The sequence below is a fragment of the Arthrobacter sp. LT660 genome (genome assembly GCF_056172845.1).
In genome coordinates this window covers 375,297-388,615 of record NZ_CM149651.1, presented here as the reverse complement: position 1 = coordinate 388,615, position 13,319 = coordinate 375,297, and the positions used below count along the sequence as shown (strand labels likewise).

13 protein-coding genes, 4 tRNA genes and 1 riboswitch are annotated in these 13,319 nt (G+C 69.2%); of the genes, 9 read left to right on the top strand and 8 right to left on the bottom strand.

Annotated elements, in window-relative coordinates; all coding sequences use genetic code 11:
• Position 1: 1 nt before the first annotated feature.
• The 6 genes from ribD to AC0QSG_RS01790 form a co-directional block, all read right to left on the bottom strand.
• Complete coding sequence (gene ribD / locus AC0QSG_RS01815) at positions 2-1,093, bottom strand: bifunctional diaminohydroxyphosphoribosylaminopyrimidine deaminase/5-amino-6-(5-phosphoribosylamino)uracil reductase RibD (protein WP_475376464.1); 1,092 nt, start codon at positions 1,091-1,093, stop codon at positions 2-4.
• Positions 1,094-1,271: 178 nt separating this feature from the next.
• Positions 1,272-1,402: riboswitch (FMN riboswitch) on the bottom strand.
• Between the two features lie 20 nt (positions 1,403-1,422).
• Positions 1,423-2,094 (bottom strand): ribulose-phosphate 3-epimerase, encoded by a 672-nt coding sequence (rpe, locus tag AC0QSG_RS01810; protein ID WP_435726003.1) that lies wholly within the window; start codon positions 2,092-2,094, stop codon positions 1,423-1,425.
• Positions 2,095-2,097: 3 nt separating this feature from the next.
• Positions 2,098-3,654 carry an RsmB/NOP family class I SAM-dependent RNA methyltransferase gene (locus AC0QSG_RS01805; RefSeq protein WP_435726002.1) on the bottom strand — a complete coding sequence of 519 codons (1,557 nt, stop codon included), beginning with the start codon at positions 3,652-3,654 and terminating at the stop codon, positions 2,098-2,100.
• Positions 3,651-4,601 (bottom strand): methionyl-tRNA formyltransferase, encoded by a 951-nt coding sequence (fmt, locus tag AC0QSG_RS01800; RefSeq protein ID WP_475376463.1) that lies wholly within the window; start codon positions 4,599-4,601, stop codon positions 3,651-3,653. Before fmt ends, AC0QSG_RS01805 begins: the two co-directional genes overlap by 4 nt.
• Positions 4,598-5,155 carry a peptide deformylase gene (gene def / locus AC0QSG_RS01795; protein WP_475376462.1) on the bottom strand — a complete coding sequence of 186 codons (558 nt, stop codon included), beginning with the start codon at positions 5,153-5,155 and terminating at the stop codon, positions 4,598-4,600. The genes fmt and def overlap by 4 nt, the downstream gene beginning before the upstream one ends.
• Positions 5,156-5,243: 88 nt before the next feature.
• Positions 5,244-6,140 (bottom strand): cytochrome, encoded by an 897-nt coding sequence (locus AC0QSG_RS01790; protein WP_475376461.1) that lies wholly within the window; start codon positions 6,138-6,140, stop codon positions 5,244-5,246.
• A gap of 198 nt (positions 6,141-6,338) precedes the next feature.
• Between AC0QSG_RS01790 and AC0QSG_RS01785 the strand changes: the two genes are divergently transcribed.
• From AC0QSG_RS01785 to AC0QSG_RS01765, 5 genes are all read left to right on the top strand, one after another.
• Positions 6,339-6,412, top strand: a tRNA-Gly gene (locus AC0QSG_RS01785).
• A gap of 61 nt (positions 6,413-6,473) precedes the next feature.
• Positions 6,474-6,544: transfer RNA gene (locus tag AC0QSG_RS01780), tRNA-Cys, on the top strand.
• Positions 6,545-6,572: 28 nt separating this feature from the next.
• Positions 6,573-6,644 (top strand) — tRNA-Val (locus AC0QSG_RS01775).
• Positions 6,645-6,707: 63 nt separating this feature from the next.
• Positions 6,708-6,781: transfer RNA gene (locus AC0QSG_RS01770), tRNA-Gly, on the top strand.
• A 630-nt stretch (positions 6,782-7,411) separates the two neighbouring features.
• The gene (locus AC0QSG_RS01765) at positions 7,412-8,308 is read left to right on the top strand and encodes a benzoate/H(+) symporter BenE family transporter (RefSeq protein WP_475376460.1); all 897 of its coding nucleotides are present in this window, start codon (positions 7,412-7,414) and stop codon (positions 8,306-8,308) included.
• Here AC0QSG_RS01765 and zapE read toward each other — a convergent pair.
• Entirely contained in the window at positions 8,227-9,267 is a 1,041-nt protein-coding gene (zapE, locus tag AC0QSG_RS01760; protein WP_435725997.1) for a cell division protein ZapE, read from the bottom strand. The genes AC0QSG_RS01765 and zapE overlap by 82 nt on opposite strands.
• A 202-nt stretch (positions 9,268-9,469) precedes the next feature.
• On the opposite strand from zapE, the gene AC0QSG_RS01755 reads away from it, so the two are divergent.
• The 3 genes from AC0QSG_RS01755 to ybaK are packed head-to-tail and all read left to right on the top strand — an operon-like array spanning position 9,470 to position 11,357.
• Positions 9,470-10,387, top strand: coding sequence for a sulfurtransferase (locus AC0QSG_RS01755; RefSeq protein ID WP_475376459.1), 918 nt, complete (start codon positions 9,470-9,472; stop codon positions 10,385-10,387).
• Positions 10,380-10,829 (top strand): SufE family protein, encoded by a 450-nt coding sequence (locus AC0QSG_RS01750; RefSeq protein WP_475376458.1) that lies wholly within the window; start codon positions 10,380-10,382, stop codon positions 10,827-10,829. Before AC0QSG_RS01755 ends, AC0QSG_RS01750 begins: the two co-directional genes overlap by 8 nt.
• A gap of 24 nt (positions 10,830-10,853) precedes the next feature.
• Positions 10,854-11,357: a Cys-tRNA(Pro) deacylase gene (gene ybaK / locus AC0QSG_RS01745; protein WP_475376457.1), complete on the top strand. Its 504-nt coding sequence runs from the start codon at positions 10,854-10,856 to the stop codon at positions 11,355-11,357.
• Positions 11,358-11,370: 13 nt separating this feature from the next.
• Here ybaK and AC0QSG_RS01740 read toward each other — a convergent pair whose 3' ends face one another.
• Positions 11,371-12,642, bottom strand: a complete 1,272-nt coding sequence (locus tag AC0QSG_RS01740) for an alpha/beta hydrolase family protein (RefSeq protein ID WP_475376456.1) — start codon at positions 12,640-12,642, stop codon at positions 11,371-11,373.
• A gap of 110 nt (positions 12,643-12,752) precedes the next feature.
• Here AC0QSG_RS01740 and msrB point away from each other — a divergent pair, with 110 nt between their 5' ends.
• Positions 12,753-13,190, top strand: coding sequence for a peptide-methionine (R)-S-oxide reductase MsrB (gene msrB, locus AC0QSG_RS01735; RefSeq protein WP_475376455.1), 438 nt, complete (start codon positions 12,753-12,755; stop codon positions 13,188-13,190).
• The last annotated feature ends 129 nt before the right edge of the window (positions 13,191-13,319 follow it).

Sequence of the window (13,319 nt, the reverse complement as noted above, 5' to 3'; positions counted from 1 at the left end):
CCTAGTTCCTTCCTTCCGCGCCGTCGGGCGCGGTATGTGCGGGCGAGTCCGCCTCCTGGTGGGGCAAGGGCTCGAGGTGGAGGACGACGTCGTCCCCCAAAAGCTGGTGGGACGGTCCCCCCGTGGCGTCGAGGCGGAGGCGCCGCGCCGACGAAAGGGTACCGATCCCCAGGTCCCCGACGGCGTTGCGGCCGGCGCCGAGCAGAAGCGGTGCCTGGTAGAGCCACAGTTCGTCCACGAGATCGGCGGAGAGGAAGGCGGTGGCGATGGACGATCCGCCCTCCACCATGGCGTGGTCGATTCCGGAGGCCGCGAGGTCACGCAGCGCCGCGGCCGGGTCGTGGGTACGGAGGTGTCGCCAGTTCCCGTCTCCGCGGACGGCCGCGTCCGCAGGCACGTCCCGGTTCCCCATGACGACGCGCAGCGGCTGTCTGGCGGCCGGCGTGCCGTCGGGGTTGCGCGCGGTGAGGCGCGGATTGTCGGCGAGCACGGTCCCGGTTCCGGCGATGATGGCCTCGGCGGCGGCCCGGACGCCGTGGCTGTGAGCGCGCGCCGGCGCCCCGGTGATCCACTGGCTGGACCCGTCCGCCGCGGCGATGCGTCCGTCGAGCGTTTGCGCGAGATGCAAGGTGGTGAAGGGCCGGCCGGCCGCGCGTGCGGCGAACCAGCGGTGGTTCAATTCGCGCGCCGGGGCGCCGAGCGGGCCTTGCCGGACGTCGACGCCGGCCGCGCGGAGGCGATGGGCCCCGCCCGATGCCCTGTCCGTGCCGTCGGCCGTCGCGTACACGACGCGGCCGATTCCGGCGTCGACGATGGCCTGTGCGCAGGGACCCGTCCGGCCCGTGTGGTTGCACGGCTCGAGCGTGACGAACATCGTCAGGCGTACCGCTTCGTCCCGGGGAACGGTGCCGAGCGCGGCCAGCGCGGCGGCCTCGGCGTGGGGCGTGCCCGCTCCGGCGTGGTGTCCGGTGGCGCGAACGCGTCCGTCGGCGTCGAGGATCACGGCTCCCACCAGCGGGTTCGCGCCACGGGGGCCCCGTCTCGCGGCCTCCAGCGCGGCGGCCATCGCTGTCGTCTCGGCCTGCTCCGCCATCAGTGCGCGCCCAGGTGGCCGACGGTGTGCGCCTGGGGAATGGAAAATTGTGTGAGCCACCGCTGGGGGTCCATCGTTCCTCCTCGTTGAGCCGCGGCGGCTCCGGGGGATACGACAGTTCGGCGCGGATGGCCAGCGTCCCCAGAGAGGGGTGCGCCGAAACCAGCGAACCTACTTTGTACGTGCTTCTCTCATCCAGACTTTAACTGTCGGTATCGGAATTTCACCGATTCAACCATCCCGCCGAAGCGGTTTGGGTCGCGGACTATAACCGCCGGTTCGGACTTACACCGACCCCGGAGCACGTGTAGTTGTGTTTGACGATTAAATCATACGGCCGCGTCGCCCGATGCCACGACGTTGCGCAATGTGTCGACGGCCGCGGCCGGATCTCCGGTTCCGTACACGCTGGATCCGGCGACGAAGACGTCCGCGCCGGCGTCGGCCGCCCGCAGGATCGTCTCGCGGGTGATCCCCCCGTCCACCTGGAGGGCGATGGGAAGGCCTGTGCCGTCGATGGCCGCCCGCGCCCGCCGGATCTTCGGCAGCACGATCTCCAGGAAGGCCTGCCCGCCGAATCCCGGTTCGACCGTCATCAGCAGCAACATGTCGAGTTCGGGCAGCATGTCCAGGTACGGTTCCACCGGCGTCGCCGGTCGCAGGGCCATGGCGGCCCGCGTGCCCAGACCGCGCAGTTCGCGCGCCAATCGCACCGGCGCCGACGAGGCCTCGGCATGGAATGTCACGGAGGCCGCGCCCGCCTCTGCGTAGTCCGGTGCCCAACGGTCCGCGTCCTCGATCATCAGGTGGACGTCGAGTGGCAGTCGGCTCGCCTCGGCCAGCCGCTTGACGATCGGCAGTCCCAGCGTCAGGTTGGGCACGAAGTGGTTGTCCATGACGTCGACGTGGACCGCGTCGGCGGTGTGGATGCGCGCCAGCTCAGATTCGAGGTTGGCGAAGTCGGCCGAGAGGATGCTCGGGTGGATCCGGCAGTCTTTCATCGGTCAGCCTTTCGTTTCCGCCGGCGCGGCGCCCGGCTCGTCGATGGTGATCAGTGCCAGGAACATGGCATCGGTGCGGTGGACGTGCGGCCACAACTGCACCGTTGTGCCGTCGCCCAGGGACTGCGCGGCCGCGACCTCCGCGATGCTCACGCGTTCGATCGCGGCCCCGGTGTCCAGAAGTCGCGCGTCAGGGTGGCGGCGCAGTGCGTCTTCCACCACGGCCACGGTTTCCGCCGGGTGCGGCGAACACGTCGCATAGGCCACCACTCCCCCAGGGCGCACGGCGGCGAGAGCGGCATCGAGCAACTCACCCTGGAGGATCGTCAGCTCGGCGATGTCGCGGGGCGTCTTCCTCCAGCGGGACTCCGGTCGCCGGCGCAGGGCGCCGAGGCCGCTGCACGGAGCGTCGACGATGATCCGGTCGAACCGTTCGTCGGCGGGAACCCCGGAGTACCGCCTGCCGTCGCCGACGACCACGGCCCACGCGTCCCGGGGCACGGCGGCCATGGCGTGGCGGACCAGCTCGGCCCGGTGTGGGGCCGGCTCGTTGGCGGTGAGCTCGGCCCCGCGTTCGGCAGCGAGTGCGGCCAGCAGGGACGCTTTGCCGCCCGGGCCCGCGCAGAGGTCCAGCCAATCCGTGTCGCGTCCCTCGATCGGCTGTTCCGCCAGGGCGCGCGCCACGAGTTGCGACCCGGCGTCCTGCACTCGGGTGGTTCCGGACTTCACCGAGCGCAACCGGGACACGTCGCCGGCCGCGTAGTACGCCGAATCGGGTGCCAGTTCTCCGGGCTCGGCACCGTTCTCGAAGGCCTCATCGAGGTTGCCCAGCCCGGGCAGAGCAACAAGGTTCACCACGGGCGCCAGGTTGTCGGCCTCGAGCAGCTCGGTGATCTCCTCCGCCGGGCGGCCGTGCGCGACGAGCGATTGGCGCAACGCACGCACGATCCACTCGGGATGGCTGTGGGCCAGCGCGTCGCGGGCCGCCTGGTCTTCGACTCCCTCCAGCAGGATCGCGGTCCAATTCTCCAGGTCGTGGGCGGTGACCTTGCGCAAGACGGCGTTCACGAGGCCGGAGGGTCCCGCTCCGATCACGGCCCGGGCCAAGGACACCGTCTCATCGAGGGCCGCGTGCGTGGGCACGCGCATGGCCAGCACCTGATGAGCCCCGATGCGCAGGGCATCGAGGATGGCGGGATCCAATTGGTCCAGGGGCCGGTCGACACAGCGGGCGAGCACCGCGTCGTAGAGCCCCTGTCCGCGCAGCGCCCCGTAGGCGAGCTCGGTGGCGAAACCGGCGTCCCGGCGGTCCAGTCCACGTTCCCTGATGCGCGCCGGCAACACGAGGTTCGCGTAGGCATCCTCCGCCGAGACGGCACGCAGCACCTCGAAGGCCGTCAGCCGGGCCGGATCCGCCACACGCTTGCGCGCCGACGGCGCCGCGTCGCTGAACCGGCGTTCGGCGCCACCGCCCCGGTTTCGCTCGCGCCCCTGCTCGTTGCGGCGCTGGCGGTCGGCTCCGGCTCCCTGCCGGTCGCGTCCACGCGGTTGTTCGCTCATTCGAATTCCACCTTCGTTGCCGTTTCGCCATCCAGTGGGGCGCTTTCGAATCCTCGCGCCCATTCGGCGGCGGCCATGGGTTTCCTGCCCGCCGGCTGTACGGTTCCCAACCGGACGGCATGCGATCCAGTGCCGACGAACACCACCGGCTGTTTCCCGGGAAGAACCCGGATCTCGCCGGGCGCGAGGTCCTTCTCCCCGGGTTCAGGGCGCACCGGCCCGAGCTTGAAGCGCTGCCCCTTCCACCCGGTCCATGCGCCCGGTTCGGGTGTTGTCCCGTTGATGCGCCGCCGTATGGCCAGAGCCGGTTGCGACCAGTCAACGTGCCCGTCCTGCAGGCGCAGTTTCGGCGCGTGGGTGACTTCTCCCGATTGGGGTACGGCCGTCAACCGCCCGTCCCGCACACCCGCCAGGGTCTGCGCCAAGAGGACGCCGCCACTGTGGGACAGGCGTTCCAACAGCGCCCCCGAGGTGTCGCCGGGGAGGATTGTCTCGGTCAGGGTCCCGAAAACCGGCCCCGTGTCCAGGCCCTCCTCCAACTGGAAAGTCACGGCACCGGTGATCTCGTCGCCGTTGATGACCGCGTGCTGGACCGGGGCGGCCCCGCGCCAGGCCGGAAGGAGCGAGAAGTGGAGGTTGATCCATCCGGCCGGCGGGATGGACAAGGCGGCGGGAGGCACCAGGGCGCCGTAGGCAACGATCGCCGCCACATCGGGCGCGGCGGCCCGGATGGCGTCCTGGGCGACGGCGTCGATGCGGTTGGCTCGAATCACCGGAAGGCCGAGTTCCTCCGCGCGCGCAGCCACGGGCGACGGTGCGGGGATGCGCTTGCGCCCCTGGGGCGCGTCCTCTCGCGTGAGGACCGCGACGACGTCGAACCCGTCCTTTAGCAGGCGGTCCAGCGACGGGACCGCAACCGCCGGCGTGCCGGCGAACAGGACCCTCACAGGCTGGTCCCGAAGCTGGATCCGACGGATTTGGCGCGGGAGGCGACTGTGGCGCCGGCGACGTCGTTGTAGTTGGCACGGCGGATGCGCCGCAGTGCGTCCTTCTTGTCCTCGCCCGCGAGCCGATCGATGTAGAGGACGCCGTCGAGATGGTCGGTCTCGTGTTGGAGGCAGCGTGCGAGCATGCCTTCGCCCTCGACGACCACCTCGTTGCCGTCCGCGTCGAGGCCGGTGGCGCGCGTCCAGCGTCGGCGCCGGACGGGGTATCCGAGGCCCGGGATGGACAGGCAGCCCTCGACATGGTCGTCCTGGAAATCTTCGCTGAGTTCCAGAACCGGATTGACGATGTGACCGCGGCGACCCGCTATCTGGAAGGTGAAGACGCGCAGTCCGACGCCGATCTGCGGCGCCGCGAGTCCGGCGCCCTCCACGTTCTCCATGGTTTCGTCCATGTCCCGCACCAGCCTGCGCAACTCGGGACCGAAGTCCGTCACGGGCTCGGCCGCCGTCCTCAGGACCGGATCGCCGACAATTCGAATTCCCAAGACCGCCATGGGGCGTGAACTCCTCCCGCCGGCCGTACCGGCAATGTGCTCTGGATCCCTTCGCCGCGCCCCCGTGGGGTCGCGGTGCCCTGCCATTCTACTGTCCGGCGGCTCCCGCCGGCGGGGCGGCCACGGTGTCGGCCGCGGGAGCGGCCTGCGGCGGGGGGCCGATGGGACGCAGTGCGATTCCCGCGTCTTCGACCTTCATGTTGGCCTCCCACACCTGCCGGAGGGCCCAAAATCGCTTCCAATAGGCGGGCAGCACCGCCGGGTTCGCCATCATCGAAGCCACCTCCGTTTCGCCGATGGCTACGCCCAGCAGCATCGGGTCCGCCCCGTATTTCCAAGGTTCCCAGGTGCCCGTCTCCGCATCGACCACCATTTCCTCGGCCTTGTAGCCTGCCGCGAGCTGCATCACCACCTTGGGGTCGAGTTGCTTGACGCGCCCGTCCCGTCCGGTGCCTTTGGTCTTGTAGTCGACCAGACAGAGCCGTCCTCCGATTTCCGCCACCAGGTCCAGCGTGCCGGCATAGCCTACCTGGTGGTTCCACACGGTCACTTCGGCGGCCAAGGGGACCACCCGGTACTCGTCCCACCAATCGTCGAAGCGCGCCGCGAAGGCGCCCTCGCCGTGCTCCTCCAGACTCGCCCGGTGTTCGGCGGCCGCGTGCGGCTTGCCGAGGGCGCGCAGCGCCACCTGTTCGCAGTACCCATGCACGCGATCCCCTCTCCGGGCAGCGGCGTCGCGGAAAGTCTCGGCCGCGCTGGAGGCGTCGCGGGCCACTGTCCGTAGTTTCGCGGGGCTCCCCACGGAATCGGCCAGGCGGGCGTCCTGCACGACCGCGGTGGCGGCCATGTGTCCGATCCAGCCGTCCATGCCGGAGGCCGCCTGCCCGATGACCGTGGTGATCGAGGGCACCTCCGGGAGGCCGCCGGTGCGGCGGGAGTACATGCGGCCGAAGGAGGTCTGGTGTGCGAGAGCCGGTGACGTCATGACATCGATTCTGGCACGCCCCGCCGACGGGTTGGATCCGCCCAAGGGGGACGCGTGAGCCCGACCGAAACCAACGCCGACACGTTCCGGAATCCGTCGATTTGGAGGAACGGCGAAACGTCGTATAGAGTTTTTACTCGTTGGAAAGCACGGGAACGGGCAAGGAAACAACCCGTTTTCGGGCAGATTTTTCATCATGCGGACATAGCTCAGCTGGCTAGAGCGCCACCTTGCCAAGGTGGAGGTCGCGGGTTCGAATCCCGTTGTCCGCTCGCATTACTCTGTAGAGGTCGACTTGTCGGCAACCGGGTTCGGGTCACCGTTCCAGGATATGGTGGGGTGGCCGAGTGGCTAGGCAGCGGCCTGCAAAGCCGTCCACGCGGGTTCGAATCCCGTCCCCACCTCGCATACAGTAGGATTGCACCCTGACAAGGGCGATTGGCGCAGCGGTAGCGCGCTTCCCTGACACGGAAGAGGTCACTGGTTCGATCCCAGTATCGCCCACGAGGAATCTCCGTCCCGGCGGAGATTCTTTTGTGTTGAGACCCAAAATGTCCCGGCACGCAGGCGGACGTAGCTCAGCTGGCTAGAGCGCCACCTTGCCAAGGTGGAGGTCGCGGGTTCGAATCCCGTTGTCCGCTCCGATTCTGCATGACACAAAAAAGCCCCGGCCCACGGTCGGGGCTTTTTTGCGCTTGGGCCCCTTGGGCTCTTGTGGCCAGGCTCACACCGAATAAGATGGTTGCAGGCGGGAGCACTTCTGGCTCCCCGAGTGAAGGGAGGTGCCACTTGACCGCATATGACGAGCTCAAGGGCAAGGCCGAGAAACTCAGGGGCGGGGCCGGCGAACCGGCCGGCCGAAGAGCGGAAACGCTCAGGGGCAATCCCCCCGCCTAGACATCTCGGGCGTCCACGGACGCCAGCCCGCCCAGAGTGCGGCAAAGTGGGTGTCGGTACCGCCGTGAGGCGGGACCGGCACCCACTGGCGTTAAACACTGGGCCCGCGAAAGCACGGGTTCCTGTGCGGACCGTCCGGTCGTACGCCGACCGGAAGGAGGCCCCACCGAGCATGCACAGACTCCGAGAAATGGCCCTGCGCGATGGCCAGCCCATCGTTGCCGGCTTCGCGTCGTCGTTCGCCGTCGTGCTTGCGGGGCTGTGGGCAGTCGGCGCAACAGACGATCAGGCCGCGTCCGGCCTGTTGGCGCTACTCGTCGCCTTGGCCGTCTGCAGGATCGCCTTGGCCTGGTCAACAAGGCTTCCCCCTCACCATGGCGTGGTCGACACCGGGAGCCGCACTGCTCGCGACCGCGGGCGGGCTCTCCCTCGGATGGAACGAAGCCGTCGGAGCATTCCTCGTGTGTGGCTTGCTGATCGCAGTCACGGGCGCGGTTCCAGCCCTGGGACGTCTCGTGGCGGCCGTTCCGGTCCCGCTGGCCCAGGCCATGCTCGGCAGAGTGCTCTTCGAGCTCTGTCTGGCACCATTCGCCGCTCCGGCGACCGTGCCTTGGCAGGCCGCGCCGGCCGTCCTGACGTGGCTGGTGACGATGAGGTGGCACCCTCGGTGGGCCGTTCCCGTCGCCATGCTGGTCACGTTGGCGATCGTCGGCTATTCCAGCGCCACGTCCGGCGTCGGGCTCCCCGCAAGCGCGTTGCCGCGCTTCGAGTTCACTGCGCCGGTGTTCACGCTGCAGGCGATGGCCGGGATCGCGCTGCCGCTGTTCATCGTCACCATGGCCTCGCAAAACGTCCCCGGCATGACGGTGCTGGCAGGCTTCGGCTACCGCGCCCCGTGGTCGGCGTCCATGCTCGCAACGGGTGCGGGAACGATTGCGGCTTCGGTGTTCGGCGGTCACGCCGTCAATCTCGCAGCCATATCCGCCGCACTCGCCGCGGGCGAGGAAGCCGGCGCCGACCGCGGCCGCCGGTGGGTAGCGGCGGTCTCCTCCGGCGTCGTCTACCTGCTGCTGGGGACGGTCTCCGCGGGCGTTGCCGCGCTGGCCGCGGCCGCCGGTCTGGCGCTCCTTGGGACGCTCGGAAATGCCGCGTCCATGGCGCTGGCGGATCCAGCGTCCCTGCGGGACCGCTACACCAGCTGTTCGCCCTGCTGTCCCTCGCGCGCCAAGGCCGTCAGCCTGGAGACTGCGCGGAAGTACTTCTTCATGTAGCCGCCGGCCAGCATTTCGTCCGTGAACAGCTGGCTGAAGGGCGCGCCGCTCGCGACGATCGGAACGTCCTTGTCGTAGAGCCGGTCGGCCAGCACGACGAACCGCAGGGCCAGGGCCTGTTCGGTGATGGTGTGCACGTTGTGCAGCACCAACACGTCAATGCCCTCGAGCAGTTGCCGGTACCGGCTCGGGTGGACGCTGGAAAGGTGTTGGACCAGCTCCGGAAACGAGTCGACCGCCATGACCCTGCCGCCGTACCGCTCCGCTGCGTGCTCGCGCAGGCGGTCGTCGGCGATCGGCTCCGGCGCGTCGGGCAGGCCGCGGTGCCGGTAGTCTTCGCCGTCGATGCGCACCACATCGAACTGGTCCGCCAGCACTTGGATCTCGCGTTGGAAGTCGACCGCGGCGAACCGCCCGTCACCCAGCGAACCGGGAAGGGTGTTCGACGTCGCCGCCAGCCGAACGCCGGCGTCGGAGAGTTCACGCATCAGCCGCGACATCAGGACGGTGTCGCCGGGGTCGTCCAGTTCGAACTCGTCGATGCAGACCAACTTGTAGCCGCTGAGAACCTCTACGGTCTTCCGGAAGGACAGGGCGCCCACGAGGTTGGTGTACTCCACGAATGTCCCGAAGGCCTTCGGCCCGGGAACCGCGTGCCACAGCGACGCGAGAAGGTGCGTCTTGCCGACGCCGAAACCACCGTCGAGGTAGATCCCGGACTTGGTGTTCTTCTTCTTGCCGCCGAACAACCGTCCGAGGAGTCCGCCCGAACCGGCGCCCACGCCCTCCGAGAATTCCCGGAGTCGCTGTACCGCCCCTGCCTGCGAGGGCTGGGCCGGATCCGGGCGGTAGCTGTCGAAGGAGACCTCTCCGAAACGGTGGGACGGGTGGAAGCCGGACAACAGTTGGTCAGGCGTCACTTGGGGGGTCCGGTGGGTCAGGTGCTGGATCGGGGCCACGGGGTGCGTTGGTTCCTTAGGTGTCGGTTGCGGCGCACTCGGAGCGCCACAGCGATTTTACGCCCCGCTTCGAGCCGTCCCGACGTAACGCGTCAAGCCATCGGCGAAATGTGGCACCCGATGGCTCCGATGCCGGTCCGGCACCGGGCCATCCCGATAGGCTGAACGGCAGGACGACTTCCCGAACGAACAGAGGATGGACATGCCAATCGCAGTAGACAGCAACCCCAAGTTCTCCGACTACGCACACCCGGAGCGCCTGGTCTCCACGGAATGGCTGGCCGCGCACCTCGGCGACGAATCGCTCGTGGTGCTCGAGTCGGACGAGGACGTCCTGCTCTACGCGACGGGCCATATCCCCGGTGCCCTGAAGATCGACTGGCACACCGACCTGAACGACGAGGTGACGCGCGACTTCGTGCAGGGCGAGCAGTTCGCGGAACTTCTGGGCTCGCGCGGCATCACCCGGGACACGACGGTCGTCATCTACGGAGACAAGAGCAACTGGTGGGCGGCGTACGCACTCTGGGTCTTCACGCTGTTCGGCCACGAGGATGTGCGGCTGCTGGACGGAGGACGTGACAAGTGGATCTCCGAGGGTCGGGAGCTGACCCGTGAGAAGCCCGCCCCCTCCCGCGTCGACTACCCTGTGGCCGAACGCAACGACGCGCCGATCCGCGCGTTCCTGCCGGATGTCCTCGAGCACTTCGGCAACCCCATGATCGATGTCCGTTCCCCCGACGAATACACCGGTGAGCGGACCCACATGCCCGCCTACCCCGAGGAGGGTGCGCTGCGCGGCGGGCACATCCCGTCGGCGGCCTCCGTGCCGTGGGCGCGCGCCGCTGCCGAAGACGGATCGTTCCGGACCCGCGCGGAGCTGGAGGAGATCTATCTGGACGAGGCTGGCCTGAAGCCCGGGGACAACGTGGTGGCCTACTGCCGGATCGGCGAGCGCTCGAGCCACACGTGGTTTGTGCTCAAGTACCTGCTGGGCTTCGAGACGGTGCGCAACTACGACGGCTCTTGGACCGAATGGGGCAACGCCGTGCGTGTCCCCATCGTCAAGGGAGCCGACGCCGGCAGCGCGCCCGCGGCCCGGGTGTCCCAGCATGGATAGCGCCCTGCCCGCGGCCCTCGCGGAGATCGTCGACGATTTCTCCGCCCTGGCCGAGCCCGAACGACTCGAGCTCCTGCTCGAATTCTCGGACAATCTCCCCGAGTTGCCCGCGCGGCTGTCGGACCACCCCGAGCTGCTCGAACAGGTGGTGGAGTGCCAGTCCCCCATCTTCCTGACCCTGGAGGTGGGAGACGGTCCCGACCGACCGGTGAGCCTCTTCTTCTCGGCCCCGCGCGAGGCTCCAACCACGCGCGGGTTCGCCGGCGTCCTGCACGAGGGGCTGGACGGCCTGCCGGCCGCCGACGTCCTCGCGGTGCCCGACGACATGCCCAACCAGCTGGGCCTGACGCGGGCCATCACCCCTTTGCGGATGCGCGGCATGACGGCAATGCTGGGCCGGATCAAACGGCAGGTCCGCGAGGCCGTGGGCCCCGTCCTCTAAGACGCCGAGGGGCGGTTGTCCGACGTGGCCAAAAGACACGCTCCGGCAGGACACCATGGCGGCACGCCCGCCATCTCGGCGCTGGACGCGGCCTGCGCCCGGTACGCCCTGCGCCACTATTCCGCTTCCGGCGACGCCGCCTTCGGCCCCGAGGCCGCGGCTGCGCTCGGGGTGTCCCCGGCCCGGGTCTTCAAGACCCTCCTCGTCGTCACTGGTGCATCGGCGCTGGCCGTCGGCGTCGTGCCGGTCGACGGGACACTGGACCTCAAGGCACTGGCCGCGGCACTCTGCGTCAAGAAGGTGGAGATGGCCGAACCCGCCGTCGCGGAGCGACGCACCGGCTATGTCCGCGGCGGCATCTCCCCGCTCGGGCAGCGGCACGCCAGTCCGACCGTCGTCGACGAATCCGTGCTGACGCACGCCACGGTGTTCGTCTCCGGAGGGCGCCGGGGGCTGGAAATCGAGCTATCGCCCGCCACCCTGCTGGCCCTCTCGTCGGGGTCCACGGCGCCGATCGCCTCCCGCTGAGGATTCCCCGGCGTTACCGCTCGGGGCGCTCAGCCGAAGGCGGTAGTGGGGCGCCGCCCGGATGCGGCGCGTCCATCACGCCACTGAGCCAGTGGGCAACCGTCGACTCCCAGCGGTCGGGATCGACGTTCCACTCGTGGGTGTGGCGCGCCTGGGTGAAGCGGACGAACGTGACCATGGCCGGGTTGAGCTCCGCGATTTCAGCGGAGGGTCCAACGGGCACGAAGTCGTCGTCCTCGCTGTGCAGGATCAGCGTGGGGACGCGCAGGTGGTCCGCCCTGGACACCCAGTTGAGATCCTTGAGGTTGACCGGCGCGGCCAGTCCGGTGATCCGGCGTCCTGCGCCGTTCGACAACATCCATTGGCCCAGGCGGCCGACGGACGCCGGGATCCGGTTCACGCGCGCGTGGTGGCCCAGGACGTCGATCCAGTCCACGACCGGGCCGTCGAGGACCAGCGCCTGGATGCGCCGCCGATGGCGGGACTTGTCGGCCACTTGAAGGGCGATGGCGCCACCCATGGACCAGCCGAACAGCACGATGTCGCGCGCGCCGTGGGCGAGTGCATAGTCGATGGCCGCTTCCACGTCGCGCCATTCCGTGGTGCCGAGCCCATAGCGCTGGTCCGTGGCGGCCGGGGCCAGGCCGTCGTTCCGGTAGGAAACGAGCATGGCCGTCAGGCCCTGCCCGACGACAGCGGGGATGGCCCGTAGCGCCTCGGTCCGGTCCGCGCCCCGGCCGTGGACCATCACGGCCCAGGTGCCGGCGCGGTGCGTGCCCGGAACCAGCCACGCGGGTGCGGACCCCGCTTCGACCGCGACATCGACGTCGGTCGCCTCGAATCCAACGTCCGAGGGCGCCGAATAGACGACGCCGGACCAACGGCCGCGGACCGCCGTGGCCAGATTGCCCGAATAGACGTGTTCGACGCGTCGTGCGATGGTGCCCTCGGCCGGCGTGAACGAGGTGATGCCGCCGATGCGCGCATGTCCCCGTCCGCCGTCGAAGAAGAGCGAATAGGTTCCGGCGACCGTGGTCTGAGCGGTCGCCGGAAGAATGACCTCGAGCCCCGACGGCGTCTGGACCACGGCCAGGATGGCCACGTCCTCCGCGTGTGCCCGCGAGGGGGTGACGACCTGGCGGGCGAAGTATCCGGCGAGCGCGGACACGCTTCCGGCCAGGAGTGACCCTGCCCCGAGGCCGACTCCGGCGCCGAGGAGTCCCCAGCGGAGCATGGGCGCCCGTGCTCCGCCGTGGGAAAGGTGGGATGCCGTGTCGATGCGCATGGGCCCATCATCGCAACATCGCGCCCGCACGGCCAACCGCCCCTCCGAGCGGGGACCGCGCGGGCGGACCCGCCGGGAATGGAGCGGGCGCCTCGTTCGTTGTCCACCACGTGAGCAACAACGACGAAAGCACCCAGAGTCCCTTCCCCGTCTCCAAGCCAGATGAGGAGTGGCGCAAGGAACTCTCCGCGGAGGAGTACCGAGTCCTGCGCCAGGCCGGGACCGAGCGTCCGTTCACGGGGCGGTATTGGGACAGCCGCGACGAGGGCGTCTATGCCTGCCGGGCGTGCGGATCCGAGCTTTTCGCGAGCGAGCGGAAATTCGATGCGCATTGCGGTTGGCCGTCCTTCTGGGCGCCACTGGCGGAGGAACGGGTCCGCTACCTGCGGGACACCGAGTTGGGCATGGAGCGCATCGAGGTCCGGTGCGCGAACTGCGATTCCCACCTCGGCCACGTCTTCGAGGGCGAGGGCTACGGCAACCCCACGGACCAGCGCTACTGCATCAATTCCGTGTCGCTGACTCTCCGGGCGGCCGGCGCGGAATGACGGCACCGCACCCGTTCCCCGCCCCTGCTGGGGCTGGGTCCGGACACCGCGAGCGCAAGCAATCAATTTACTTACGCTTAGCCTGATTTTCAATCAGCGATTCTTTCCAAAAGCTACGCTGGGGCCATA